Annotated in this window: 22 protein-coding genes, 1 tRNA gene and 1 riboswitch; of the genes, 18 read left to right on the top strand and 5 right to left on the bottom strand. The window is 62.2% G+C overall.

Translation table 11 applies throughout. The annotated features are described in order from the left end of the window. Positions 1-101 precede the first annotated feature (101 nt). Positions 102-1,763, bottom strand: a complete 1,662-nt coding sequence (locus AWT76_RS09600) for a BCCT family transporter (protein ID WP_072246156.1) — start codon at positions 1,761-1,763, stop codon at positions 102-104. A gap of 51 nt (positions 1,764-1,814) precedes the next feature. After that, positions 1,815-2,228: a universal stress protein gene (locus AWT76_RS09595; protein WP_072246155.1), complete on the bottom strand. Its 414-nt coding sequence runs from the start codon at positions 2,226-2,228 to the stop codon at positions 1,815-1,817. 182 nt (positions 2,229-2,410) lie between these two features. On the opposite strand from AWT76_RS09595, the gene AWT76_RS09590 reads away from it, so the two are divergent. Further along, entirely contained in the window at positions 2,411-3,190 is a 780-nt protein-coding gene (locus tag AWT76_RS09590; protein WP_072246154.1) for an SDR family oxidoreductase, read from the top strand. Next, the gene (locus AWT76_RS09585) at positions 3,177-4,079 is read left to right on the top strand and encodes a DMT family transporter (protein WP_072246153.1); all 903 of its coding nucleotides are present in this window, start codon (positions 3,177-3,179) and stop codon (positions 4,077-4,079) included. Before AWT76_RS09590 ends, AWT76_RS09585 begins: the two co-directional genes overlap by 14 nt. Before the next feature lie 25 nt (positions 4,080-4,104). Here the strand turns inward: AWT76_RS09585 and AWT76_RS09580 are convergent, their stop codons facing one another. Both AWT76_RS09580 and ssb read right to left on the bottom strand, forming a co-directional pair. Further along, positions 4,105-5,034, bottom strand: a complete 930-nt coding sequence (locus AWT76_RS09580; RefSeq protein WP_072246152.1) for a class I fructose-bisphosphate aldolase — start codon at positions 5,032-5,034, stop codon at positions 4,105-4,107. Between the two features lie 174 nt (positions 5,035-5,208). After that, positions 5,209-5,700 (bottom strand): single-stranded DNA-binding protein, encoded by a 492-nt coding sequence (ssb, locus tag AWT76_RS09575; RefSeq protein WP_072246151.1) that lies wholly within the window; start codon positions 5,698-5,700, stop codon positions 5,209-5,211. A 138-nt stretch (positions 5,701-5,838) separates the two neighbouring features. Here ssb and AWT76_RS09570 point away from each other — a divergent pair, with 138 nt between their 5' ends. Genes AWT76_RS09570 through AWT76_RS09550 form a run of 5 tightly spaced genes read left to right on the top strand, consistent with a single transcriptional unit; the run spans position 5,839 to position 10,765 of the window. Beyond that, on the top strand, positions 5,839-6,447 hold the full coding sequence (locus AWT76_RS09570) for a lytic transglycosylase domain-containing protein (protein WP_072247622.1): 609 nt from the start codon (positions 5,839-5,841) through the stop codon (positions 6,445-6,447). A gap of 56 nt (positions 6,448-6,503) precedes the next feature. Next, positions 6,504-7,733 carry an aminotransferase class V-fold PLP-dependent enzyme gene (locus AWT76_RS09565; RefSeq protein ID WP_072246150.1) on the top strand — a complete coding sequence of 410 codons (1,230 nt, stop codon included), beginning with the start codon at positions 6,504-6,506 and terminating at the stop codon, positions 7,731-7,733. Between the two features lie 19 nt (positions 7,734-7,752). Beyond that, positions 7,753-9,198 (top strand): cryptochrome/photolyase family protein, encoded by a 1,446-nt coding sequence (locus AWT76_RS09560; protein WP_245638802.1) that lies wholly within the window; start codon positions 7,753-7,755, stop codon positions 9,196-9,198. Then, positions 9,191-10,432 carry an SAM-dependent methyltransferase gene (locus tag AWT76_RS09555; protein WP_245638801.1) on the top strand — a complete coding sequence of 414 codons (1,242 nt, stop codon included), beginning with the start codon at positions 9,191-9,193 and terminating at the stop codon, positions 10,430-10,432. Before AWT76_RS09560 ends, AWT76_RS09555 begins: the two co-directional genes overlap by 8 nt. A gap of 42 nt (positions 10,433-10,474) precedes the next feature. After that, complete coding sequence (locus tag AWT76_RS09550) at positions 10,475-10,765, top strand: DUF4389 domain-containing protein (RefSeq protein ID WP_072246148.1); 291 nt, start codon at positions 10,475-10,477, stop codon at positions 10,763-10,765. Positions 10,766-10,768: 3 nt separating this feature from the next. Here the strand turns inward: AWT76_RS09550 and mgtE are convergent, their stop codons facing one another. After that, positions 10,769-12,151, bottom strand: a complete 1,383-nt coding sequence (gene mgtE / locus AWT76_RS09545; protein ID WP_072246147.1) for a magnesium transporter — start codon at positions 12,149-12,151, stop codon at positions 10,769-10,771. Positions 12,152-12,417: 266 nt separating this feature from the next. Between mgtE and AWT76_RS09540 the strand changes: the two genes are divergently transcribed. The 11 genes from AWT76_RS09540 (at position 12,418) to AWT76_RS09490 (ending at position 24,275) form a co-directional block, all read left to right on the top strand. Continuing rightward, positions 12,418-14,259, top strand: a complete 1,842-nt coding sequence (locus tag AWT76_RS09540) for a M3 family oligoendopeptidase (RefSeq protein WP_072246146.1) — start codon at positions 12,418-12,420, stop codon at positions 14,257-14,259. A gap of 68 nt (positions 14,260-14,327) precedes the next feature. Continuing rightward, positions 14,328-14,405, top strand: a riboswitch (SAM riboswitch). Positions 14,406-14,459: 54 nt separating this feature from the next. Then, positions 14,460-15,641: an O-succinylhomoserine sulfhydrylase gene (metZ, locus tag AWT76_RS09535; RefSeq protein ID WP_072246145.1), complete on the top strand. Its 1,182-nt coding sequence runs from the start codon at positions 14,460-14,462 to the stop codon at positions 15,639-15,641. 102 nt (positions 15,642-15,743) lie between these two features. Further along, a complete protein-coding gene (gene folE2 / locus AWT76_RS09530; RefSeq protein ID WP_072246144.1) occupies positions 15,744-16,835 on the top strand; it encodes a GTP cyclohydrolase FolE2 in 1,092 nt (363 codons plus the stop codon). A gap of 141 nt (positions 16,836-16,976) precedes the next feature. Continuing rightward, complete coding sequence (locus AWT76_RS09525; protein WP_072246143.1) at positions 16,977-17,522, top strand: AprI/Inh family metalloprotease inhibitor; 546 nt, start codon at positions 16,977-16,979, stop codon at positions 17,520-17,522. 59 nt (positions 17,523-17,581) lie between these two features. After that, the gene (locus AWT76_RS09520) at positions 17,582-19,030 is read left to right on the top strand and encodes a TrkH family potassium uptake protein (protein WP_072246142.1); all 1,449 of its coding nucleotides are present in this window, start codon (positions 17,582-17,584) and stop codon (positions 19,028-19,030) included. Continuing rightward, a complete protein-coding gene (locus AWT76_RS09515) occupies positions 19,031-19,771 on the top strand; it encodes a glutamine amidotransferase (RefSeq protein WP_072246141.1) in 741 nt (246 codons plus the stop codon). A 79-nt stretch (positions 19,772-19,850) separates the two neighbouring features. Beyond that, positions 19,851-19,926, top strand: a tRNA-Thr gene (locus tag AWT76_RS09510). A gap of 55 nt (positions 19,927-19,981) precedes the next feature. Then, complete coding sequence (locus AWT76_RS09505) at positions 19,982-21,154, top strand: ABC transporter permease (protein ID WP_082700159.1); 1,173 nt, start codon at positions 19,982-19,984, stop codon at positions 21,152-21,154. Further along, a complete protein-coding gene (locus AWT76_RS09500) occupies positions 21,154-21,933 on the top strand; it encodes an ABC transporter ATP-binding protein (RefSeq protein ID WP_072246140.1) in 780 nt (259 codons plus the stop codon). Before AWT76_RS09505 ends, AWT76_RS09500 begins: the two co-directional genes overlap by 1 nt. Before the next feature lie 3 nt (positions 21,934-21,936). Continuing rightward, complete coding sequence (locus AWT76_RS09495) at positions 21,937-23,649, top strand: MlaD family protein (protein ID WP_072246139.1); 1,713 nt, start codon at positions 21,937-21,939, stop codon at positions 23,647-23,649. 59 nt (positions 23,650-23,708) lie between these two features. After that, entirely contained in the window at positions 23,709-24,275 is a 567-nt protein-coding gene (locus AWT76_RS09490) for an ABC-type transport auxiliary lipoprotein family protein (RefSeq protein ID WP_176699376.1), read from the top strand. The last annotated feature ends 51 nt before the right edge of the window (positions 24,276-24,326 follow it).

Raw genomic sequence — 24,326 nt, 5'->3', positions numbered from 1 at the left:
GGGCAGAGGCGTCGAGCAAGTGCGACCTTGGGTCAGGTAACGCAACGTCACATGCAAAACGGGGCCCGCTTGGGGCCCCGTTCCATGTGTTGTGTCTTGTGTTAGCGCGGTTCGGACATCAGCCCGCGGATCAGCGCGTAACAGGCAAGAAGCAGCACGATCGCAAAGGGCAGACCTGTCGAAACAGAAGCCGCTTGCAACGCCACCAAGCCGCCGCCCAGCAGCAAGGATGCCGCGACCAGCCCTTCGAAGATCACCCAGAACACGCGCTGGCTGACCGGCGCATTGATCTTGCCGCCCGCTGTGATCGTGTCGATCACCAGCGACCCGGAATCGGACGAGGTCACGAAGAACACGATCACAAGGATGATCGCCAGCACCGATGTGATGCCCGCCAGCGGCAGTTCCGACAGCATCCCGAACAGCGACAGTTCCGGCACATAGGAATCGATCACGTAGCCAAAGACCGCCGCGTCCGAGGCGTTCTCGATCAGTTGCTGGATCGCGGTGCCGCCGAAAGTGGTCATCCAGATTGCAGAGGCAAGCGTCGGGATCAGCAACACGCAGGTGATGAATTCGCGCACCGTTCGGCCCCGGCTGACGCGGGCGATGAACATGCCGACGAAGGGCGACCAGCTGATCCACCACGCCCAGTAGAACGCGGTCCAGCCTTGGCGGAAGCCGTCATCCTCGCGGCCCACCGGGTTCGACAGCGCCACGACTTCGCTGAAATAGGCACCGATATTGCCAAACAGATTGCCAAGCAGCACCAGCGTCGGGCCGACCAGCAGCACGAATAACATCAGCAGCAGCGCAAGGCCCATGTTGATTTCGGACAGCACCTTCACGCCGCCATCCAGACCGCGCAGCACCGAGATAAGCGCCATCCCGGTGATGACCGCAATCAGCACAAGGGACGTGGTGATGCTGGTGCCAAGATCGGGCATGTTCAGCACGAAGCCCAGACCGGCCGAGGCTTGTTGTGCCCCAAGACCCAAAGAGGTGGACAGGCCGAAGATGGTCGCAAACACTGCCAGAATGTCGATGATATGGCCCGGCCAGCCCCAGATCCGTTCGCCAAAGATCGGGTAGAAGATTGAGCGCACGGTCAATGGCAGACCCTTGTTATAGGCGAACAAGGCCAGCGACAGCGCCACGATGGCATAGATCGCCCAAGGGTGCAGGCCCCAGTGGTAGATGGTCGAGGCCATGGCCAGACGGCGCGCGGCTTCGACCGTTTCGGGGTCTGCCAATTGCCCGTCGACAATGCCAAGGCTGCCGCCCAGCGGGTTGTCGCCCCAAGGGGTGCCGAAATAGTAAACCGGTTCCAGCACGCCAAAGAACATCAGGCCAATGCCCATACCCGCGGCGAACAGCATCGCGAACCAGCCCAGATAGCTGTAATCGGGTGTCGCATCGACCCCGCCAATGCGCACCTTGCCCAAGGGCGAAACAAGGATACCAAGGCAAACGATGACAAAGACATTCGCCGCTGACAGGAAAAACCAGTCAAAGGTCGAGGTCAGGAAACCCCGCATCGCGCCAAAAGCAGGCCCGACCGAATCCTGAAACATCAACGTCAGGATGACGAAGGCCACCACGACAATGCCGGAAATGGCAAAGACGGGGTTGTGAATATCCAGCCCGAACGGGCCGATCTTGGGGGTAATGTTGTCTTGGCCGATCTCGTAATCGGTTTCGATGACCTCGGATGCCCCTTCGGGCTGCGGGATTGCTTCGATGTCAGTGTCTTCTTGTGACATTCAATGTCTCCATTCTTGGCCGCATGGGGCGGCAGCACGGTGCAGGGGCGTTCAGCGCACGAGGAATACGGATACGTCGCTATGGGCCGCGATTGTGTCGCCATGCCCGGCCCAGATGTAATCCAGCGCGCTGGGCGCATGGGTCTGCATCACGACCAGATCGCCGCCAAGCTCGGTGATGGCCGCAAGCAGGGTCTTGTCGGTGTCAATGCTTGGGTCAGGGCTGATGCACGCCTTTGAGGACACGCTTACACCATGTGCCGCAGCCTGTTCGGCGGCGAAATTCGCCAGTTTCTTGGCATATTCTTCGGGGTTGTGCGCGCCGGGCGCGGGGGCGGCGCCGGTCACGCCGACATAGCAGATCTCTGCGCCGTAGTGCTTTGCAAGGTCCGCAGCGGTTGCAAGCGCCTTGGTCAGTTGGTCGATATGTGACAGATCGACCGGAAAGATGACTTTCCGATACATGGTCCCTCCATGCTTGTTTCTTATGTTAAGCTTGTTTGACAACGCTAACATGCCGCATGGGGGGACATGCAACCCCAGCGACACGAATTTGTCTGCCAGCGACAGGCGCGGGCCCCTTCGCAGCTTTTCCCCGCCGCGTGCGAGTGTTACTTCTGCACAGGTGAAGAAACGGGAGTATCGGAATGGATCTGGGAATCGCCGGCAAACGCGCCTTGGTATGCGCAAGCTCGAAGGGCCTCGGGCGCGGCTGTGCCGAGGCGCTGGCCGCCGAAGGCGTGCATCTGGTGATGAATGCGCGCGGGGCAGAGGCGCTGGAAGAAACCGCCGCCGCCATTCGCGCGGCCTACGGGGTGGATGTTGTGACCGTTGCGGCCGATATAACCTCGGAAGCGGGCCGCGCCGATGTGCTGAAAGCAGCGGGCGAGGTCGACATTCTTGTCAACAATGCGGGCGGCCCGCCGCCGGGTCTGTGGACTGACTGGGAGCGCGAGGATTTCATCAAGGCGCTTGACGCCAACATGCTGACCCCCATCGCGCTGATAAAGGCGCTGGTGCCGGGCATGATGGCGCGGGGCTGGGGGCGGGTGGTCAACATCACTTCGCAATCTGTGAAATCGCCGATCCCGGTTCTGGGCCTGTCGAATTCCGCGCGCGCCGGCCTGACCGGCTATGTTGCGGGCACCTCGCGGCAGGTGGCGGGAAAGGGTGTTGTCATCAACAACCTGCTGCCCGGCATTCATGACACCGACCGCGCGACCGCGCTGGACGGCGGGGTGGCCAAAGCCGAAGGCATCAGCGTGGCCGAGGCCCGCACCAAGCGCGAAGCGACCATTCCCGCCGGACGCTATGGCACCGCCGCCGAATTCGGCGCTGCCTGCGCGTTCCTGTGTTCGCAGCACGCAGGCTTCATCGTGGGGCAGAACCTGCTGCTCGATGGCGGGGCGGTGAATGCAACGCTCTGAACTTCAGGGAACAGCCCTATTGGTGCTGACGGCGGCGTCCTTCGGGGCGGCGCCGTTTCTGATTGCGCTGGCGGTGCAGCATTTCCCGCCACTGACGCTGGGCGCGTTGCGCGCGGCTTTCGGGTTGCCCTTGCTGCTGATCGTGGCGGGGCTGATCGGCAAACCCGGCTGGAATGGGGGCGAAGCGGTGGTGACCGCGCTGGTCGGCGGTATTCTGGTGATCGCCACGCCGTTCGTGACGCTGGCGGTGGGGTTGCAATATATCCCGTCCGGCATGGGCGGGCTGCTTTACGCGACCATGCCCATTTTCACGTTGGCGCTGGCCGCCGTCTTTCTGCGCGACGAGCCGGTGACGCTAGAGCAAACCTTGCGCATTGTGCTTGGGTTGGGTGGTGTGGCGCTGATCGCGGGGCCGTCATTTCTGGGCAATTCGCTGTCACAAGCGGGCATCGGCACGCTGTTCACGCTGCTGGCCCCGCTTAGCTACGCGGCGGGGAATGTGTGGTTCCGGCGGCGCAAGCCGGTATCGCCCCTGTTGCTGAATGCTGCGATGTTCGCGGTGGGCGCTGTGGCGACTTGGCCGCTGGCGTTATTGGTCGATGGACGCGTCAGCGTGGAACCTTCTGGCAGCGTGATCGGCATTCTGGCTGCATTGATCGTGCTGGCAACGGTGGCACCCGCGATCCTGAATTACATGTTGGTGCGGCAGGTCGGCGCTAATCGCGCGTCGCTGGTCATGTTCGTGATGCCCGGCTTCTCGGTGCTTTTGGGCATGGTGTTCCTGAATGAACGCTTGCCGCTTTTGGCCTTTGGCGGGCTGGCACTTGTCATTCTTGCCGCGCGCGGGCCGATGCCGCGTTTGCGGCGCCCCGCGATGGCGGCAGAGTAAGGGGGGCGCGCGCCCCCCGTCAATCTCAGGCCTTGCCCTTGTAAATCTCGACCAGATTGGCCAGCATTTCCAAAGCATCCTCGCGCGAGCGCTGGAAGCTGTTGCGCCCGATGATCGACCCGTTACCGCCACCGTCGCGGATGGCGCGCGCATCGTCGAACACCGCATCGGCACCCTTGGCTGCGCCGCCCGAGAATACGATCAAGCGGCGACCGTTCAGGGACGATTGCACGCAATGCTTCACGCGCGCGGCTTGGGTGGCGATGTCGATCTGTTGCTCTTCGTAGACCTGTCTGGCCTCTGGCAGCATCAGGTGGTCGGTGCCCAGCTTGATCTTGATGATATGCGCGCCCAGAAGCGCTGCGATATGCGCGGCATAGGCGGCCACATCAATGGCGGTTTCGCCGTCTTTGGTGACAGCTTCGCCGCGCGGATAGGACCAGATTACGCTGGCAATCCCCTTGGCGGCAGCTTCGCGGCGCATCTCGACGATTTCCTCGAACATCTCCAGCGCGCAATCGCTGCCCGGATAAATGGTGAACCCGATGGCCGAGCAACCCAGCCGCAGCGCATCATCCACAGATGCCGTGATCGCTTGGTTCTTGCCCGCCGTGCCCGACATCAGCGAGTTGGCGCTGTTGACCTTCAGAATGGTCGGGATCTGGCCTGCGAAAGTGTCGGCACCGGCCTCTAGCGGGCCAAGGGGGGCCGCGTAGGCGGACAGCCCTGCGTCGATAGCCAGTTGGTAATGGTAATGCGGATCATAGCCTGCCGGGTTGGGCGCAAAGCTGCGCGCGGGGCCGTGTTCGAACCCTTGGTCCACGGGCAAGATGATCATCTTGCCGGTGCCGCCCAGTTTGCCATTCATCAGCATGCGGCACAGGTTGGCTTTCACGCCGGGGGTTTCCCCCTCGTAATTGGCAAGGATTTTCTGAACGATGCGGGTTGCGCGCATATGGGCTGCTCCTGTCCGGTTTGTTTCTGAAACGGGGTTAATCCGCCGTTTGTGGCAAAACAATGAAGTTCGCGCGCGAGGTCGTGAAGTTAGCGCAACCATGCGCCGTCGCACCGCCTGTCCGCCGATTTGCGCACCATTGCAGCAAAAAGCCCGCGCGTGGCGGGCTTTCGGTTAGAAGGGAATTTCGTCATCCATATCGGACGGGCCAGAGGGGCCGCCATAGCCCGCACTACCGCCAGCATCGCCGCGGCTGTCGCCATAGCCGGAATCGCGGTTATAGCTGCCGCCACCCGACGCGCCGCCCCCATCGCCGCGCCCGCCCAGAAGCGTCATCTCGCCTCTGTAGGGGCGCAGCACCACTTCGGTCGTGTAGCGATCGGCACCCGATTGGTCCTGCCATTTGCGGGTTTCCAACTGGCCTTCGATATAAACGGTCGAGCCCTTGCGCAGATATTGCTCTGCAATGCGCACCAGACCTTCGTTGAAAATGGCGACCGAGTGCCATTCGGTCCGTTCGCGCTTTTCACCCGTGGCCTTGTCACGCCACTGTTCCGACGTGGCAATGCGCAGGTTGCACACCTTGCCGCCATTCTGGAAGCTGCGCACTTCCGGGTCGCGCCCCAGATTGCCCACCAGAATGACCTTGTTGACCGAGCCTGCCATGTGATTTCGTCCTCATCTGTTTGCGCCATGTCTGGCACCATGTTTGGGCCATATCGTAAAGATAGGGTGCACAGGCGCAAGCGGTTTTCTTGCCCGCGCTTTGTTGCTATATACGTGCAGTGCCAACCGGGGTGGATGATGCGGGTTTTGACGATTTGGTCACTGGCGCTTTGGGCGATGTGCTCTGGGGCCTATGCGCAAGGGCTTAGCCTGTCCTCCAGCGGCAACATGGCGGCCTCGCCCCTCGACCGGGTCAAGCGGGCCAGCCGTGTCATCGACGGGCGTTTGTCTGAACAGTATTCGACCTCTGTTCGGTTGCTGCCCAACCACAAGGATAAAGACGCCGCCGAAGCCGCGATCCCGCGCTATGACGGGCCGCAGGCGGGTGAATATGTGCAACTGGCGCGCGCGGCGGCCCGTGCTCAGAACGTGCCCGAAGACCTGTTCTTGCGCCTTGTGCACCAAGAAAGCCGCTGGAACCCGGCGGCCCTGTCGCACAAAGGGGCGATTGGTCTGGCGCAGCTTATGCCAGACACCGCGCGCCTGCTGGGGGTGGACCCGAATGATCCCGCGCAAAACCTGCAAGGCGGCGCGCGCTACCTGCGCATGATGTATGAGCGTTTCGGATCGTGGCGGCTGGCGCTTGCGGCCTATAATGCCGGCCCCGGCGCGGTGGATGACCATGGCGGCATCCCGCCCTTTGATGAGACGCGCAGCTATGTTGCGATCATCTTGGGGACCAGCTAGCGGCGCTTGTCTTTTCCCATGCCCCCGTTGCACTGTTCCCAAAAACCGGAGGGGACATGACCCAGCTTGATACCGATTTCGTGCGCGCGCAATTCCCGGCCTTGGCCGATCCAGAATTGCAAGGGCAGGTGTTCTTTGAAAATGCGGGCGGGTCTTATACTTGCCAGCCCGTCGTTGACCGGCTGACGCGGTTTTATAATAGCCGCAAGGTGCAGCCCTATGGCGCTTACCGCGCGTCACAGCTAGCGGGCGCAGAGATGGACGAGGCCCGCGCGCGTCTGGCAGCACTCATGGGCGTGGCGACAGAGCAACTAAGCTTCGGCCCATCGACCGGCGCGAATACCTATGTTCTGGCGCAAGCGTTCGGTGAAAGGCTGGGGCAGGGCGATGCGATCATCGTCACCAACCAAGACCACGAAGCCAATACCGGCCCATGGCGGCGGCTGGCCGCGCGCGGGGTTGAAATCCGCGAATGGCAGATCGACCGTGACACCGGGCATCTGGACCCCGCGGCACTTTGGGCGCTGGTGGATGACCGGGTGAAGCTGGTGGCTTTCCCGCATTGCTCTAACGTGGTGGGAGAGGTGAACCCCGTGGCCGAGATCTGCGCCGATCTGCGTGCGCATGGTATCTGGTCGGCAGTGGATGGCGTGTCTTATGCGCCGCATGGCTTGCCCGATCTGGGCGCGCTGGGCGCCGATATCTACCTGTTTTCGGCTTATAAAACCTATGGCCCGCATCAGGGGCTGATGGTGCTGTCGCCCGAATTGGCCGAGTGGCTGCCCAATCAGGCGCATTATTTCAACGCCGATACGCCCTATAAGCGCTTCACCCCCGCTGGCCCCGACCATGCGCAGATCGCGGCTTGCGCGGGCATGGCGGATTATATTGATGCGCTGCATGCCCATCATTTCGGCCCGTCCCAAGCCGCGCCCGCCGCGCGCATGGCCGCCGTGCATGACCTGATGCGCGCGCATGAAACCGCCTTGTTGCAACCGCTGCTGGATGATCTGCGCGCGCGCAATGATCTGCGCTTGCTGGGGCCTGCCCATGCCGACCGCCGCGCGCCGACCGTCGCATTGGTCCATGCGCGCCCCGGTACCGATCTGGCGCGCGCGCTGGCGGGGCATGGCATTATGGCCGGTGGCGGCAGCTTTTATGCCAACCGCGCGTTGCAGGGCCAAGGGGTTGATCCCGCCCATGGGGTGTTGCGGCTGTCTTTCGTGCATTACACATGCGTCTCGGACCTTGACCGCCTGCGCGCGGCCCTAGATGAGGTGTTGTAAGGCTGCGACAGGGACAGATGTGAACGAAACGCCCCCGATTATCCTATGGTTGCGCCGCGATTTGCGGCTAAGCGATCATCCTGCACTGTTTGCTGCGTGCCAATCGGGCCGCCCGGTCATCCCCGTCTTCATCCATGATGACGAGGTGGCAGGGCTTGGCGCGGCACCCAAATGGCGGCTGGGCCTGGCGCTGAAGCATTTTGCGCAAGAGCTGACCGAAAAAGGGTCGCGGCTGATCTTGCGCCGCGGCGCGGCCTTGGATGTGTTGCGCGCGCTGGTTGTAGAAACCGGCGCGCGTTCGGTTTTGTGGACGCGCGGCTACGCGCCCGGCCAGATTGCTCGGGACACAGCGGTGAAAGCGGCGCTGAAGGCCGATGGGCTAGAGGTGCAAAGCCATCCCGGTCATCTGCTGTTCGAACCATGGGACGTGGCCACCAAGGATGGCGGGTTCTACAAGGTCTATACGCCAATGTGGCGTGCCGTGCGCGACCGCGAAGTGCCTGCGCCTGTGTCCGCGCCCGCCCGCATTGCTGCGCCAGATGTCTGGCCCGCCAGCGACCGGCTGGACGATTGGCAGATGGGCCGCGCCATGGATCGCGGCGCGGATGTGGTGGCCCAACACATCCATGTGGGCGAAGCGGCCGCGCATGGGCGGTTGGGCGCGTTTCTGGCGCATCGCGTCGCGCGCTACAAATCCGACCGCGACCGGCTGGACATGGATGCCTGTTCGGGCCTGTCGGAAAACCTGACCTATGGCGAGATTTCGCCGCGCACCATCTGGCACGCAGGCTGGCGCGCCTTGCAGGACGGGCAGGCGCAGGCCGAAGATTTCCTGAAAGAACTTGTCTGGCGCGAATTCGCGTATCATCTGATCTATCACACACCCCGGCTGGAATCTGAAAACTGGCGCCCGGATTGGGACGGCTTCCCATGGCAGGGCGAGGGGGACGCGGTGCAAGCTTGGCGGCAGGGCCGCACGGGCATAGAGGTGGTCGATGCCGCCATGCGCGAATTGTATGTCACCGGGCGCATGCACAACCGCGCTCGAATGCTGGTGGCCAGTTTTCTGACCAAGCACCTGCTGGTCGATTGGCGGCTGGGGCGCGACTGGTTCGCCGATTGCTTGGTGGATTGGGACCCGGCGGCCAATGCGATGGGGTGGCAATGGGTGGCAGGCTCTGGCCCCGATGCCGCCCCGTATTTCCGCATTTTCAACCCCGACACGCAGGCGCAGAAATTCGACCCGAACGCGGGCTATCGCAAGATGTGGCTGGCCGAGGCCAGCCGCACGCCGCCCCAAACCGCGCTTGATTTTTACAAAGCCTGTCCGCGCGCATGGAAACTTTCGCCGAGCGACACACGTCCCATACCCATCATCGATCTGAAAACGGGCCGCGAGCGCGCGCTTGCCGCCTATCACGACCACCGAGAGAAACAGAAACAGGAAGACTTGGCGCATGGCTGACATCGCATTTCCATCGCGCCCGATGGGTGAGATACTGACCTCCTTGGACGGGCAGCATGACCTGCCAAGGTATTTTGCCGCCGCTTATTCCATCGGGCAAAAGCTGAACAAGGGGCGGCTGGACGTGCATCTGCCCGATGGGCGCGTGTTCCGTCTGCAAGGCAAACACTCCGGCTATGTCGCGGAAATTCATGTGCATGATCCGGACCTGTTTGGCCGCATGATCCGCGAGGGCGATCTGGGCTTTTCCGATGCTTACCTTGACGGCGGCTGGACCACGCCCGACCTGCAAGCCCTGATGGACCTGTTGGCCGATGACAACCCGGCGCTTTATGACGAAGTCTTGCCGATGAAGGCGATCCGCTTTGTGGAACGCTTCCGCCATTGGCTGCGGCGCAACCACAAGGCGCAGGCGCGCAAGAATATCTCGCATCACTACGATCTGGGCAATGATTTCTACAGCCTGTGGCTGGATGAAAGCATGACCTATTCCTCTGGCCTGTTCACCACCGGGCAGGAAAGCCTGGAAGCGGCGCAGGAAGCGAAATATGCCGCCATGGTGGACCGGATGAACGTGAAGCCGGGCGATCATGTGCTAGAGATCGGCTGCGGTTGGGGCGGCTTTGCCGAATATGCCGCCGCCAAGCGGGGCTTGCGCGTGACGGGGCTGACGATTTCCCAAGCGCAGCATGATTTCGCGGTCGCACGCATGGACCGGCTGGGCCTGTCCGGGCAAGTCGATATCCGCATGCAGGATTACCGCGACACGCGCGGGGAATTCGACGGCATCGCCTCTATCGAGATGTTCGAGGCGGTGGGCGAACGCTATTGGCCCACCTATTTCAAGGCCGTGCGCGACCGGCTGCGCCCCGGTGCGCAGGCGGTGATCCAGATCATCATGGTGGGTGATGCGCGTTTTCCGGCCTATCGCCGCAATGTCGATTTCATCCAGAAACACATTTTCCCCGGTGGGATGCTGGGCGCGCCGACCCCGGTGCGGCGCGTGGCCGAAAGCGCGGGGCTGACCTATGTCACCACGCATGATTTCGGGCAAAGCTATTCCGAAACCCTGCGCCGCTGGCATGATAGTTTCTCGCAGGCTTGGGATGAGATTTCGGCCATGGGCTATGATGCGCGCTTCAAGCGGATGTGGGATTACTACCTGACATCCTGCGCGGCGGCATTTCGCGGCGGCACCTGCGACGTAACGCAACTTGTGTTGCAACGTCCTTAAGGTCGGGTAAACTGCGCGCATCCGCAACAGGGAGCGCGCCCCATGCAAGATGTCGATGACGACCGCGATACTGCGCCGCTCGACAAGCTGACAGAGCCTTTGGGCCTGCGGCTGGTCTATATGGTCATTATCGGTGTGATGCTCAGCTTCGCGCAGTCCGTACTGATCCTGCTGGCGGTCATCCAGTTCGTGATCGTCCTGATCGACACGCGCCAGCCCAATGCGCGGCTGGCCGATCTGGGCTGCATGGTGGGCGCATGGGTGGCCAAAGCCGCGCGCTACATGGTGGGCGCGACCAACGCGAAACCTTGGCCCTTCCGCGAGATGGACTGACGGCTACAAAAGCAAGATCGTGGCCAGCCCAAGGAAGGCGAAAAAGCCCACCACATCGGTCACGGTGGTCACGAACGTGCCCGAAGCCAGCGCCGGGTCCACGCCCAGACGGTCCAGCAGCGCGGGCAGGCCAATGCCCGACAGCCCCGCCACCACAAGGTTGATGACCATGGCCGCCGCGATCACGCCCGCCAGCATCAGCGACCCGAACCACACATAGCCTACCGCGCCCATGACCACGGCGAAGATCATGCCGTTCAAAAACCCGACAACGGTTTCGCGGCGGATCACCCGCCAGACATTGGCACCGGTCAGGTCGCGCGTGGCAAGCCCGCGCACCGCCACCGCCATGGATTGCGTGCCCGCATTTCCCCCCATAGAGGCGACGATCGGCATCAGCACGGCAAGTGCGACCAGCGTTTCGATGGTCGTCTCGAATATGGCGATGACCAAAGAAGCGATGATCGCGGTCAACAGGTTTACCCCCAGCCATGGCAAACGCTGCCATGTGGTTTCAATCACCCCGTCCGACAGGCTGCCTTCACCGGCACCGGCCATGCGCAGCATGTCTTCTTCATGTTCTTCATCCAGCACCGCCATCGCATCATCGATGGTGATGACACCGACCAAGCGGCCATCGGTATCGACCACGGGGGCCGAAATCAGGTGATACTGGTTGAATGCATAGGCGACATCGCCTTCTTCCTCGTCCAGATCGAAGCTGCGGAAACTGTCTTCGAGGATCGACAGCAGGGCCGTCTCGCGCTTGGAGGACAGCAGCCGCCCCAGCGTGACATAGCCGGTCGGCAGGTTTTGGGGCGTGACAAGGAACACGTGGTAGAACTGGTCGGGCAAGTCCTCGGCGGTGCGCATCATGTCAATCGTCTGGCCCACCGTCCAATCCTCTGGCACGGCGACGAATTCGCGCTGCATCAAGCGCCCGGCGGAATATTCCGGGTAGCTGAGCGCTTGGCGCGCGGCGTCGCGGTCGGGCGCTTCCAGCGCATCAAGGATCGCGCTGTGCTGCGATTCGTCCAGATCTTCCAGCAGGTCGACCACATCGTCCGAATCCATGTCGCGCACGGCTTCGGCCAGCACTTCGGGGCGCAGGTAGCCCACCACCTCGTCGCGGATATTCTCGTCCAGTTCCGACAGGATATCGCCGTCGAATTCGGTGCCATATAGATGCACCAGCGCGCGGCGAGTCTCTGCCCCGATCTGTTCCAGAATATCGGCAATATCGGCCGGGTGCAGCGGGTCGAACAACTCGAACACACGCTGCGCGTCTTGTGCCTCGACCGCCTTCAGAACCTGTGTCAGGTCGCCGCGTTCCAGATCAAGGCCATCCTCGTCGTCGCGAAAGCCGTCATTCGGTGCATCGCTCATCGGGGCCTCCATCAGTTACAGGACACGCGTGCAGGTTACAGGACACGCGTGCAGGTTACAGGACACGCGTGCAGGTTACAGGACACGCGCGCGGTCTACAGTCTTGGCGTGAAAAGTCGACAGATTTCGCCCCGGGCCGCTTTGACGTTTTCCTGTGTTGCCAAAAAACACGCCCGCTTTGCCGCATGTTAACCAACGCGCAGAGCGCTGCGGCTTGCAGCGACGCATCTCAGGGCCTAAGTCTGAAGAAACGATTGGAGTTTCTCATGTCACTGACCCCGCGCACGCGTGCTGCTTCCCCCGTATTCGACATTGATCGCCCCAAGGGCAGCGGCGATCTGGGCGATCTGCCGGTCTGGGATTTTTCCAGTCTTTATACGTCAGAGGACGCGCCCGAAATCGCGCGCGATTTCGACTGGCTGGAACAGGAATGCGCGGATTTTGCCACCGATTACGAAGGCAAGCTGGCCGGGCTGGATGCCGCCGCGTTGTTGGGCTGCGTGGTGCGCTACGAACGGATCGAACAGGTCGCCGGGCGGCTGATGTCCTATTTCGGTTTGCGCTATTACCAGAACACGGTGGATCCCGCGCGCGCAAAGGACATGTCCGACGCGCAGGACCGCGTGACCAATGCGACCACGCCGCTTGTGTTCTTCTCGCTGGAGTTGAACCGCATTCCCGATGCGGATTTCGACGCCACGCTCCATGCCAATGCCGAGCTTGCCCGTTACAAGCCCGTGTTCGAGCGGATGCGCGCCATGCGCCCGCACCAACTGTCGGACGAGTTGGAGAAATTTCTGCATGACCAATCCACCGTCGGGTCCGCCGCGTGGAACCGGCTGTTTGACGAAACCATGGCGGGGCTGGAATTTCCGGTCGCCGGAGAGGACGAACCGCTTGGGCTGGAATCCACGCTCAACCTGCTGACCGACCGCAACCGCGACCGCCGCGAGGCGGGGGCACGCGCGCTGGCAGAGGTGTTCGGGGCCAATATCCGCCTGTTCGCCCGCGTTCACAACACGCTGGCCAAGGAAAAAGAAATAGAGGACCGCTGGCGCAAGATGCCCAGTCCGCAGCATGCTCGCCACTTGTCGAACCATGTCGAACCCGAAGTGGTGCAAGCGTTGCGCGATGCGGTCGTGGCCGCCTATCCAAAGCTGTCGCACCGCTATTACGCGCTGAAGGCCAAATGGCTGGGCTTGGAACAGTTGGAAGTCTGGGACCGCAACGCGCCCTTGCCCACCGAAGCGGCGCGCACCATCGCTTGGCCAGAAGCGCAAAACATGGTGCTGGATGCCTATGCAGGGTTCTCGCCGAAACTGGCGGATCTGGCCGCGCCCTTTTTCGACAAGGGCTGGATTGACGCGGCCGTAACGCCCGGCAAGGCACCCGGTGCCTTCGCGCATCCGACCGTGACAGATGCGCATCCGTTCGTGATGCTGAACTATCTTGGCAAGCCGCGCGATGTGATGACACTGGCGCATGAACTGGGTCATGGTGTGCACCAGCGCCTTGCGGCAGGGCAGGGCGAGCTGTTGTCATCTACCCCCCTGACATTGGCCGAAACCGCCTCTGTGTTCGGCGAAATGCTGACCTTCCGCCGGATGCTGGCCAAGGCGTCTAGCCCCGAGGAACGCAAAACGCTGCTGGCGGGCAAGGTCGAGGATATGATCAACACCGTCGTGCGCCAGATCGCGTTCTACGATTTCGAATGCAAGCTGCATGAGGCGCGCCGCAGCGGCGAGTTGACGCCCGACGACATCAACGCGCTGTGGATGAGCGTGCAGGCTGAAAGCCTTGGGCCGGTCTTTACCTATATGGAAGGGTATGAAACCTTCTGGTCCTATATCCCGCATTTCGTGCATTCGCCGTTTTACGTTTATGCCTATGCCTTTGGCGACGGCTTGGTGAACGCGCTTTATGCGGTTTACGAAGAACAGCCCGAAGGCTTTCAGGACAAGTATTTCGAAATGCTGGCGGCAGGCGGGTCCAAGCACCACAAGGATTTGTTGGCCCCCTTTGGGTTGGATGCGTCTGACCCCGCGTTCTGGGACAAGGGCCTGAGCATGATCGCAGGCTTTATTGACGAATTGGAAGCGATGGACTGACCAAGCCGCCCCCGCGTGGCGTGTTGACGCGCAGTGCGGGGGGCTATAATCAGGCGCATGTGTGGCATCGGCCGCGCCGTGGCGATTTGTTACCCGATTGCGGGCCACGTTAATCCATCCGCTAAAGAGGTCTGGGTGCACCCCCGGCCTGCTTCAGGGTCGGGGTTTTTTCGTGGCCGACTGGCCCAGTAAGGACGACTATGACCGACAGTTGGAACACACGCACCAAACTTGTGCATCAAGGCGCGCGCCGCAGCCAATATGGCGAGGTGGCCGAAGCGATCTACATGACGCAAGGCTTCGTCTACCCCACGGCAGAGGCCGCAGAGGCGCGGTTCTTGGGCACCGGGCCGGATGAGTTTATCTATGCGCGCTACGGCAACCCGACCGTTGCCGCCTTTGAAGAACGCATTGCCGCAATCGAAGGGACAGAGGACGCTTTCGCCACGGCATCCGGAATGGCCGCCGTGTCGGGTGCGCTGATGGCGATGCTGCGCGCGGGCGACCATGTGGTCGCAGCGCGGGCACTGTTCGGGTCGTGCCTGTATGTGCTGGAAAACGTGCTGGCGCGCTACGGGGTAGAAGTGACGCTGGTTGACGGCACCGATCTGGACGCCTGGCGCAGCGCGATCCGCGACGGCACCAAGGCGGTGTTCCTCGAATCTGTGTCCAACCCCACGTTGGAAGTGATTGACCTAGCTGGCGTGGCCAAGCTGGCCCATGCGGTAGGGGCGACGGTTGTGGTGGACAATGTCTTTGCCACGCCCGTGTTCAGCCGCGCGGTGGAATTGGGCGCGGATGTGGTGATCTATTCGGCCACCAAGCACATAGACGGGCAGGGCCGCGCGCTTGGCGGGGTTATCTGCGGCACGCGCGATTTCATTCGCGGCACGGTAGAGCCCTATCTGAAACATACCGGCGGGGCGCTGTCGCCTTTCAACGCGTGGATCATGCTGAATGGCATGGTCACGATGGATTTGCGGGTGCGCGCGCAAGCGGCCAGCGCACAGGCGATTGCGACCGCGTTGCAGGGCGATGCCCGGCTGGCGCGTGTAATCTATCCCGGTCTGCCCGAGCACCCGCAACACGCCATCGCGGCGGCGCAGATGTCCGGGTTCGGCACCGTGCTGTCCTTCGAGGTCGCAGGCGGGCAGGCGGCAGCCTTTCGCGCGCTGAACGCGCTGCGCGTGGCGGTGATTTCCAACAATTTGGGCGACGCGCGCACGATTGCCACGCACCCCGCGACCACCACGCATCAACGCCTGCCCGATGACCAAAAGGCGCTTTTGGGCATTACCCCCGGTTTGGTCCGTCTCTCTGTGGGGTTGGAGGACACGGTCGACCTGATCGCGGACCTGCGCGGGGCGCTTGGCGCGATTTGACCCCAGAGAGTCGCGTTGCGCGGGGTATGTGCCGTGAAAAAAGTGGAAAAGCCGGATAGAGCGCTTACCTTTGGGTCCGACAGACAGGAAGGACCATCCCTGATGAACGTGCATGTCCCCGGCCTAGAGCAGACCCCCTCGGAAGCAGAGGCGCAAGCGGCGCTGGAAACCTTGCGCCGCTTTGCGGATGGCGCGGCGGATGATGCGCGCGCGCGTGTCGAAGCCGCGGCAACTAGCCTGCTGCCGGCCTTGACCTATCCGGATTTGAACCGCGATTACCCGCAAGGCTTTCGCGCCGATGCCGATTACAAGGCGGGCTTGCCCGATTTGCAGAACGGCCCCGCCAGCCTGATCGTGGGCGCTAAGGCCCCGATCCAGCATGTCGGCATTTCCAATTTCCGCCTGCCCATCCGCTACCACACGCGCGACAATGGCGATTTGATGCTGGAAACCTCTGTCACCGGGTCGGTCAGCTTGGAGGCCGAGAAGAAAGGCATTAACATGTCGCGCATCATGCGCAGCTTCTACGGCCATGCAGAGCGCACGTTCAGTGCCGATGTGGTGCGCGCGGCGCTGGATGATTACAAGGCCGATCTGGACAGTTTCGACGCGCGGATCATGATGCGCTTCAGCTTCCCGGTGAAGGTGGAAAGCCTGCGTTCGGGCCTGCAAGGCTACCAATATTACGACATCGCCATGGAAGTGGTGGACCGCGCGGGCGTGCGGCAGACCTTCATGCATCTGGATTATGTCTATTCCTCGACCTGCCCCTGTTCGCTGGAACTGAGCGAACATGCGCGCGCCACGCGGGGGCAATTGGCCACGCCACATTCGCAACGCTCTGTCGCGCGGGTGTCGGTGCAGGTGCTGCCCGGCAACAAACTGTGGTTTGAAGACCTGATCGACCTGTGTCGCGCCGCCGTGCCCACGGAAACCCAAGTCATGGTCAAGCGCGAGGATGAACAGGCTTTTGCAGAGTTGAACGCGGCCAACCCGATTTTCGTGGAAGATGCCGCGCGCAGCTTTTGCGCGCAACTGGATGCGGACCCGCGCATCGGCGATTTCCGCGTGCTGGCCAGCCATCAGGAAAGCCTGCACAGCCACGATGCGGTCAGCGTTCTGACACGCGGAGAGACGTTCGATGCCGACAGTCTGGACCCGCGCCTGTTTGCCAGCCTGTTCCACGTTGGCTAAGCGGTCCGAAGCGGGATGAAGCGATATGGCGCGGTGGTTCACCGCGCTATTTTTTGGCCCGTCCCCTGCGGTTAACTATCTTCGCGCGCGTGCAGTTTGTGCTATGAACCAAGGTGCACACATCAGCCTTGAAAGACGATCATGACAAAGCAGTTCCTGTTTCTCGCATCTGCGATGATTGCCCTTGCTGCCTGCGATATCGAAGGCGCGCCGCAATCCACATCTCCGGCCGCGGCGCCTGCACAGCGCGATATCATGCCGGCCCCTGCGGCCAATGCCGCCAGCCTGTCCGAAAGCAGCACCCGGACCACCACCACGGTCGAAGGCAACACCACCCGGACCGAAACGACCAGCACCTCCGTGGGGGTGAATGCGGGCGGCTTTCTGGCAGCCCTTGCGGGTGGCGGGCAGGCCACCAAGAATACCGCCGCCGATTATGCCGGCACATGGAATGTGACCAGCCCCAACAACCGCCAATGCCGCATGGTGCTGCGCGCGCCCGCGAATGCATCGGCCCCGGCAATGGTAACGAACCAAGGCTGTTTTCAGGAACTGTTCGGCGTTACCCGTTGGAGTTTGCGCGGCAGCGAACTGGTCCTGACTGACGGGTTCGGCAACCCATTGGCAAACCTGCGCGCGACGGGGCGCAACCGGCTGGAAGGCGGCGACGTGCAGATGTGGCGTTAACCCACCATTCCCGTTTGTGCGCTTGACACCGGCGCGCGCCCCGGCAAAGGCTGCGCCTTATGTTGGATCCTCGCCCCGTCATTTACCTTATTGGTATGCTGGCCCTGACGCTGGGCGCACTTATGCTGTTGCCGATGGCGATGGATCTAAGCCGGGATGACCCGAACTGGCGCAGTTTCGCGCTATCGGGCTTTGCCACGGCTTTCGTAGGCGGTGGGCTTGCCGGGGCGACCCGCAATGCGCTGCGTGACGGTCTGGGGCGGCGGCAATCCTTCCTGTTGGCCAGCAGCCTGTGGCTGGTGCTGCCAGCCTTTGCCGCGCTGCCCTTCATGTTGGGTGCGCCCGGCGCAAGCTGGACCGATGCCTATTTCGAGGCGCTGTCAGGCATGACCACCACCGGGACCACGGTTTTCGTGGGGCTGGATGACATGCCGCGCGGGGTGCTGTTGTGGCGTTCGATCCTGCAATGGCTGGGCGGGCTTGGCATTGTGGTGGTGGCGCTGGTGTTCCTGCCGGTGCTGCGCGTGGGTGGCATGCAGCATTTCCAATCCGAGGGGTTTGACACCTTGGGCAAGGTCATGCCGCGGGTCTATGACATCTCGCTGGCACTGTTGCAGGTCTATCTGGCGCTGACACTGGCCGCGATCATCGCTTTCATGGCCTTCGGCATGTCGGGGTTCGACGCGCTGAACCACGGCTTGACCACAGCCGCCACGGGCGGGTTTTCGACCACGGACCAATCCTTTGCGATCTATACGGGACCGCTGGAATATGTCGCGGTGGTGTTCATGGTGTTGTCGGGCCTGCCCTTCATCCGGCTGATTCAGCTTATGGGCGGCCAACCCAAGGCTTTGTTGCAAGACGTGCAGGTGCGCGCCTTTCTGCGCTGGATCGCTTATGCGGTGGGCGTGATCGTGGCCTACCGTCTTGCCACGCAAGACGGCAGCTTTCACGACATTCTGCGCGGCACATTGTTCAACGTTGTCACCTTGTTTACCGGCACCGGTTACGGCAGCGAGGATGTGTCAGCCTGGGGCGATTTTCCGTTGATGGTTGTCATGCTGGTGGGGTTTATCGGGGCCTGCACGGCCTCTACCGGGTGTTCCATCAAGGTGTTCCGCTTCCTCGTTCTGTTCGAGGCGATCAAGCTGCGGATGCGCCAGCTTGGCAGCCCCCATCAGGTGGTTGCCCTGCGATTGGGTGGCAAGCGGCTGGAAGAAGACGTGGTCTCTTCGGTGATCGTGATGTTCACGGCCTTTGCCGCCATTTTCGCGGCCTTGACCGCAGCACTGGCCCTGACCGGGCTGGACACCCGCACCGCGCTGACCGCAGCCTGGACCGCGATTTGCAATATCGGCCCGGCCTTCGGGCCAGAGGTGGGGCCAACCGGGGCGGTGGACCAATTCCCGACCATTTCAAAATGGCTGATGATTCTGGGCATGTATCTGGGCCGCCTAGAGGTTCTGGCCGTCTTGGTTCTGTTCTTCCCGCGCTTCTGGAGGGGGTAGATGAAACCGTTTCTTGTCATACAGTTGCGCCCCGAAGCTGAAGTTGCAGATGATGAATATGCCGCTATTCTGCGCCGTTCTGGGCTGACAGATCATGCCACGCGGCGCATCCGGCTGGACCGCGAAACCTTGCCCGATGGGCTGGACCTAAGCGCTTTCAGCGGTGTCATCGTTGGGGGTGGGCCGGGCTGTGTCAGCGACCCGCCAGAGGCGAAAACCCCGATGGAAGCGCGGATCGAAGCGCAGATCCTGTCGCTGATGCCGCGCATTGCCGAAAGTGGCACCGCCTTTCTGGGCTGTTGCTACGGGATTGGCATTCTGGGCCGCTTTCTTGGCGCGCCTGTGTCGCAGGACCACCACGGCGAAGATGTCGGCGCGATCATTTGCCGCCGTCGCCCGGAAGCGGCGCATGATCCGCTGTTGAACGGGCTGCCCGACCAGATTACCGCGCTGGTCGGCCATAAAGAAGCGCTGGATGCGCTGCCGCATGGCGCTGTGCATCTGCTGGAAGGCGAGTGCTGCCCGATCCAGATGTTGCGCTATGGCGACCGCATCTATGCCACTCAGTTCCACCCCGAGGCTGATGGCGCAAATTTCGCCCTGCGCATCGCCGTTTACAAGAACAAAGGGTATTTCGCGCCAGAGCGCGCGGCAGAATTGACGGCGGCTTGCGCCGATATCCGCACCGAAGCTTCTGGCCGGGTTCTGGCCAATTTCGTGCATCATTTCGCTCGGGATTAGCCTGCGCGCTGCGCATAGGCCGAATTGCGCACGATCCGCGATTGCACTGGCGCGCGCCTTGGGCTAAATCCCGCGTCATGCCGGCATAGCTCAGTTGGTAGAGCAGCGGTTTTGTAAACCGAAGGTCGGGGGTTCAAGTCCCTCTGCCGGCACCAGCCCTGAAAACATGCACGAAAAATCCTCACTCCGGATGGCATTGGTCGCGGGGCCATGGTGGGTGCAGACGTGCCAAGCTATAAGAGCGACTCGGACCCTGCCGGAGAGCCCGTTTTGACCGCACCTGCCGCGCCTTTAACACCTGCTGTGCCGCAACCCGCCCTTTTGGACGGGGCCGGGCAAGCGTGGCGGCTGTCGGGGGCGCTGACGGTGCGCCACGTTTCTGCGCTGGCCGAAGAATTGCCCCGCGCGGCGGGCGAACTTGACCTGTCGGGCCTGACGCGGCTGGACACGGCAGGCGCCTATCTGCTGCTGCGTCATGCCGACAGGCTGACCCTGACAGGCGCACAATCTGACCATGCGGCGCTTTTGGAACGCGTGGCGGCATCCTTGCCCGAACCACCTGCCAAAACCCCGCAAACTTGGTCGCCTTTGCAGTTGCTGGAGCGGCTTGGCCGCAATGTCGCGCGCGCCGGGGGCTTCTTGCGGGAAATTACCGGCATGCTGGGCCTGTTTCTGGTGCGGCTGGGGTGGATCATGCGCCACCCCGCACAATTGCCCATGACCGCGCTGGTCCATCACGCCGATCAGGTGGGCTGGCGCGCGGTGCCCATCGTGTCGCTGATGTCCTTCCTGATCGGGGTCGTGCTGGCCTTTCAGGGTGCGGTGCAACTGCGCCAGTTCGGGGCAGAGATATTCGTGGTCGACCTGATCGCCATTTCCATCCTGCGCGAGCTTGGCATTCTGCTGACCGCGATCATCGTGGCGGGGCGCACCGCGTCTAGCTTTACCGCTGCCATCGGGTCCATGAAGATGCGCGAAGAGATCGACGCCATGCGCACATTGGCCATTGATCCCGCACTGGTGCTGTTCGTGCCGCGCATTCTGGCGTTGTTGATTACGCTGCCCATATTGGGCGCGGTCGCCAACCTTATGGGGCTGTTCGGCGGCGCGTTGATGGCATGGATCGAACTGGGGGTGTCCCCAGGGGTGTTTCTGTCGCGCCTGCTGGCTGAAACCGGCGCGAATCATGTGCTGGTGGGCTTTGTGAAAGCGCCGGTTTTCGCGCTGATTATCGGGGTGATCGGCTGTCATGCAGGTATGCAGGTCGGTGGCAATGCCGAAAGCCTTGGCGCGCAGACCTCCAGCGCCGTGGTGCGCGCGATCTTCGCGGTGATCGTGGCCGATGCGTTGTTCTCGATCTTCTTTGCCATGATGGATATCTGATGCAGCGCGAGCCGGTCATAAAACTGCGCGGCATCAGCAATGTCTTCGGGCAGCATGTTGTGCATGAAAACCTTGATCTGGACGTTTATCGCGGAGAGGTGCTGGGCGTGGTCGGCGGCTCTGGCACCGGCAAATCTGTGCTGTTGCGCTGTATTGCGGGGCTGCGTCCGCCGCAGGCGGGCCGCATCCAGATTTTCGGACAGGACGCGTTGGCATGTTCCGAATCCGAGCGGCGCGAGATTGACCAGCGCATGGGCGTGATGTTTCAGGATGGGGCGCTGTTTTCCAGCCTGACTGTGCGCGAGAATGTCGAAGTGCCGTTGCGCACCATCGACGGGCTGGATGCGGGTCTGCGCCGGGACTTGGCCGATCTGAAAATTGCCATGTCAGGGCTGCCCTACAAGGCGGGCGACAATTACCCCTCGGAACTGTCGGGCGGGATGCGCAAACGCGCGGGCCTTGCGCGCGCGCTGGCGCTGGACCCCGAAATCGTGTTTCTGGACGAACCCACGGCAGGGCTGGACCCAATTGGCGCGGCGGCTTTTGACGAGCTGATCCGCGGATTAAGCCGCGCCATGGGGCTGACGGTGTTCATGGTCACGCATGATCTGGACAGCCTTCATGCCTGCTGCGACCGGATTGCGGTTTTGGCGGACAAGCGGGTGAAGTATACAGGCACGATGGAAGATATGCTGAAGGTCGACCACCCATGGGTGCATGAATATTTCCACGGACCGCGGGCGCGCGCAGCGATCGCCACCAAGAATAAGGTCATTTAACCCATGGAAACAAAAGCAAATTACGTTCTGGTCGGGGTGTTTGCGCTCTTGGGGTTCTTTGGCGTTCTGGGCTTTTTCCTTGCATTCGGCAAGGTCCAGTTTGACCAGCAATACGCCTATTACAATGTGCGATTCGACTCTGTCTCGGGCCTGTCTTCGGCGGCGGATGTTACATTCGCGGGCCTGCCGGTTGGGCGCGTGACCGATATTCGCCTCTCGCCCGAACAGGATGGCACCGTGTTGGTATCGCTTGAAGTGGAGCGCGACACCCCGGTGCGGGCCGATAGTGTGGCCACCGTGGACAGTTCTGGCATTACCGGCGTGGCCTTTATCGCGCTTTCGGCGGGCAGCCCGGACGCAGCGCTTGTCAACAACCGCGAGGACGTGCCCGAATTGCAGCCGGGGCGTTCCACCATCCAGTCATTGACCGAAGGCGCGCCGCGTATCTTGGGGGAAACCCTTAGGGTCTTGGAACAGGTCAATGACCTTATGGGCGAAGACAACCGCGCCAAGGTCGACAATATCCTGAACAATCTTGAACAATCCTCGGGCGAGATTTCGCGCGCCTTGGACAGTTTCGCAGGGTTTACCGACACCATCGAAGCCGCCACACAGACCTTTGCCGAATTCGCGGATAATCTGGAACCGATCCTGCTTCAGGGCGAAGCAACGCTTGAAAGCCTGCAATTCGCCGTGGATGAAGGCGCGCTGGCGGCCACGAATGCGTGGATCGCCTTTGAGGCGGGCACGAAAACGTTGCAATCGGTTGATACATTCGTGGCCCGCGACCTGACCGATATGGTTGCGCAACTGCGCGCCGATGCAACCGCGCTGCGTACAGAGTTGGAAACAGCCAGTGCGGGCGCGACAATGATGTTCGAAGACCTGTCGCGCACCGGGGCAGCGGCCACCGAACGGATGGAAGCGCTGGACCCGGCCTTGGCGCGGCTGGAGCCGCTTTTGCTGCGCGCCGAATCCACCTTTCGGGCGGTCGAGGACATGTCAAACACCGTTGAAACCTTGGTTAGCGGCGATGGCACGCTGCTGGTATCCGAGGCCCGTGTAATGGTCGGGCGCGCGACCAGCGCTATCGACAGCGTGGCGCAGGTGGCCGAAACTGATCTGCCCGTCATCATGGCCGATATTCGCGCGGCAACGGCCGAAGTGCGTCAGGTTGTCGATACCGTGGGCACGGATCTGAGCAACGTCTCGGGCAATATCGACGCGCTTAGCACCTCGGGCTTGCAAACGCTGGATCAGGTGACCGAAACCTTCGGCAACGCCAACACCACGCTGGCCGCGATCAACCGCGCGCTGGACTCGGGCGAGGGCGCGCTGGATGCCGCCGAGCGTGCCTTTGTCGGCGCGGATCGGGTCATCAACGAGGATGTCGCCGCCATCACCACAGACCTGCGCGATGTGCTGGACCGGCTGGGCACGGCGGTGGATGCGGTCTCTGCCGATATTCCCGCGGTGACTGCGGATCTACGCGCCACCGCCGCCAGTGCCGCACGCACCTTCGACGATCTGGGCGTGGTGGTGCGCGAGAGCGCCGGTCCGGTGCGCGATTTCACCGCCGCGGGCCTGCCCAACATCACCCAACTGGCCCGCGAAGCGCGCGGGCTGATCGCAAATCTGGACGGGCTGGCGCGCAAGCTGGACAAAGATCCTGCGCGCTTGCTGCTAAACAGCCAGACACCGGAGTTCAGAAGATGAAGAATGCGAGATTAGCCTTTGTTTTTGTAGGACTAATGGCGCTTACTGGCTGTGGGGCTGTGTCGGCGCTTAACAAGGCCGCAACACCGCTTGATGCGTATGAGTTGCGCGCGCCCGTCGATATTCCGCAATCCAGCCGCAACCTTGATCGCGCGCTCAGCATAGAGCCGCCGACCACCTCTGGCGCGCTCGACACGGACCGCATTTTGGTCAAACCCAACCCGGTGCAATCGCTTTACCTGCCAGATGGTCGTTGGGCGTCGGAACTGCCCGCAATGTGGCAGACCATGGCCCTGCGCGCGTTCGAGGATACCGGCGCGCTGGCCTATGTCGGTCGCCGACCCTTGGGCAGTGTGGGCGATTTTGCGCTAATTAGCGAGATCACAGATTTTCAGGCCGAACTGGACGACGACAGCGCCCTGATCCGCCTGCGCCTGACCGCCCGGATGGTGCGCGAAAGCGATGCGCGCGTCATGGCGCGGCGCGTTTTTTCTGCCAGCGTTCCGGTCGAGGACACCGAAACCCTGTCGCTGGTGAACGGGTTCAATGCCGCGTCCGATCAGGTGTTGGCACAGATGGTGCGCTGGGGATTGCAACAGATGGGTTTGCGCTTGCCAGCATCGTAACCGGGGCGCCACCCCGGATGACAACGTATTTCAATCAAGTTGAAGATGGAC

The sequence above is a fragment of the Roseibaca calidilacus genome (genome assembly GCF_001517585.1).
Classification (GTDB): Bacteria; Pseudomonadota; Alphaproteobacteria; order Rhodobacterales; family Rhodobacteraceae; genus Roseinatronobacter; species Roseinatronobacter calidilacus.
Note: the sequence above shows the minus strand (reverse complement) of the source record. Positions and strands in the feature narration are given on the sequence as shown.

Excerpts from the sequence above, each read along its gene's own strand:
- AWT76_RS09505 (WP_082700159.1), top strand. The coding sequence starts at position 19,982 with ATGGTGGGTGCAGACGTGCCAAGCTATAAGAGCGACTCGGACCCTGCC.
- AWT76_RS09595 (WP_072246155.1), bottom strand. The coding sequence starts at position 2,228 with ATGTATCGGAAAGTCATCTTTCCGGTCGATCTGTCACATATCGACCAA.
- AWT76_RS09600 (WP_072246156.1), bottom strand. The coding sequence starts at position 1,763 with ATGTCACAAGAAGACACTGACATCGAAGCAATCCCGCAGCCCGAAGGG.
- ssb (WP_072246151.1), bottom strand. The coding sequence starts at position 5,700 with ATGGCAGGCTCGGTCAACAAGGTCATTCTGGTGGGCAATCTGGGGCGC.
- AWT76_RS09550 (WP_072246148.1), top strand. The coding sequence starts at position 10,475 with ATGCAAGATGTCGATGACGACCGCGATACTGCGCCGCTCGACAAGCTG.
- AWT76_RS09585 (WP_072246153.1), top strand. The coding sequence starts at position 3,177 with ATGCAACGCTCTGAACTTCAGGGAACAGCCCTATTGGTGCTGACGGCG.
- metZ (WP_072246145.1), top strand. The coding sequence starts at position 14,460 with ATGACCGACAGTTGGAACACACGCACCAAACTTGTGCATCAAGGCGCG.
- AWT76_RS09500 (WP_072246140.1), top strand. The coding sequence starts at position 21,154 with ATGCAGCGCGAGCCGGTCATAAAACTGCGCGGCATCAGCAATGTCTTC.
- AWT76_RS09570 (WP_072247622.1), top strand. The coding sequence starts at position 5,839 with ATGCGGGTTTTGACGATTTGGTCACTGGCGCTTTGGGCGATGTGCTCT.
- AWT76_RS09540 (WP_072246146.1), top strand. The coding sequence starts at position 12,418 with ATGTCACTGACCCCGCGCACGCGTGCTGCTTCCCCCGTATTCGACATT.
- AWT76_RS09515 (WP_072246141.1), top strand. The coding sequence starts at position 19,031 with ATGAAACCGTTTCTTGTCATACAGTTGCGCCCCGAAGCTGAAGTTGCA.
- folE2 (WP_072246144.1), top strand. The coding sequence starts at position 15,744 with ATGAACGTGCATGTCCCCGGCCTAGAGCAGACCCCCTCGGAAGCAGAG.
- AWT76_RS09520 (WP_072246142.1), top strand. The coding sequence starts at position 17,582 with ATGTTGGATCCTCGCCCCGTCATTTACCTTATTGGTATGCTGGCCCTG.
- AWT76_RS09580 (WP_072246152.1), bottom strand. The coding sequence starts at position 5,034 with ATGCGCGCAACCCGCATCGTTCAGAAAATCCTTGCCAATTACGAGGGG.
- AWT76_RS09525 (WP_072246143.1), top strand. The coding sequence starts at position 16,977 with ATGACAAAGCAGTTCCTGTTTCTCGCATCTGCGATGATTGCCCTTGCT.
- AWT76_RS09565 (WP_072246150.1), top strand. The coding sequence starts at position 6,504 with ATGACCCAGCTTGATACCGATTTCGTGCGCGCGCAATTCCCGGCCTTG.
- AWT76_RS09590 (WP_072246154.1), top strand. The coding sequence starts at position 2,411 with ATGGATCTGGGAATCGCCGGCAAACGCGCCTTGGTATGCGCAAGCTCG.
- AWT76_RS09555 (WP_245638801.1), top strand. The coding sequence starts at position 9,191 with ATGGCTGACATCGCATTTCCATCGCGCCCGATGGGTGAGATACTGACC.
- mgtE (WP_072246147.1), bottom strand. The coding sequence starts at position 12,151 with ATGAGCGATGCACCGAATGACGGCTTTCGCGACGACGAGGATGGCCTT.
- AWT76_RS09495 (WP_072246139.1), top strand. The coding sequence starts at position 21,937 with ATGGAAACAAAAGCAAATTACGTTCTGGTCGGGGTGTTTGCGCTCTTG.